This is a genomic window from Novilysobacter erysipheiresistens (genome assembly GCF_036663935.1).
GTDB classification, from domain to species: domain Bacteria; phylum Pseudomonadota; class Gammaproteobacteria; order Xanthomonadales; family Xanthomonadaceae; genus Novilysobacter; species Novilysobacter erysipheiresistens.
On sequence record NZ_JAXGFP010000021.1, the window covers coordinates 1 to 810 of the forward strand.

Consider the following 810-nt stretch of genomic DNA (forward strand, 5'->3'; position numbering starts at 1 on the left):
ACTTCCGCAACAACACCACCCGCAACCACGGCATCGTGGGCGCCAACCTGGATTGGAACGACGGCAACTGGACCCGCTTGACCGGCCAGGTGTCCGGCCGCAATGGCACCCAGGCGCACCTGTCGGTAATGGATGCGAGCAATATCCGCATCAATTACAACTTCTACTCGCGATAATCGAAGGCCGCGCTTGTGCCGGCCAGCGGATGGCTTGGCTGCGGCCGATCCGGCTTGGGCTGAACGCGTCAGGACGATGCGTTCAGCCTTTTTGTTTGATCGGTGATTTGCGCATCTGGACGTCGATCCCTGATTTATCACAGTCAGTTTTGTTAACCGTTCACCTACCTGTATTTTTCGCTTACCGGGCCCATGCCGGCGGTCACAAAACCCGCGCCCCGTAAGCGGACCTGTTTGCCACTCATGTCAATGTGCCGTGAAGCCGCCAGGAACGGCCTCTCCAATCCCCCAAGAGACCCCTGCATGAACGAGCAAAATCAGGCATCACAGATCGTGATCGACTCCAATATCGCGCCGCGCCGGCAGTTCCTCCGTAACTCCCTGCTGCTGGCGGTGCCGGTGATGATGGGCGGCACGGCATTCTCGGCGGTCGCCGCCGTATATTCCCCGCCGAACCGGGCTCGCGGCAGCGCGTCGATCAATGTCCGCAACCACGGTGCCCGCGGCAATGGCCGCACCGATGACACCGCGGCGTTCCAGCGCGCGATCAATGCCCTGCCGTCCACCGGCGGCACCGTGGTCGTGCCCGACGGCACCTACATGATCGACGCGGTCCGCAAGGTCCGGCTGCGCA

Annotated in this window: 1 protein-coding gene; it reads left to right on the top strand. The window is 62.2% G+C overall.

Annotated elements, in window-relative coordinates:
* Positions 1 to 479 precede the first annotated feature (479 nt).
* Positions 480 to 810, top strand: a 331-nt coding sequence (locus tag SNE34_RS14755) for a glycosyl hydrolase family 28-related protein (RefSeq protein WP_332618381.1), incomplete at its 3' end; no start/stop codon positions are given.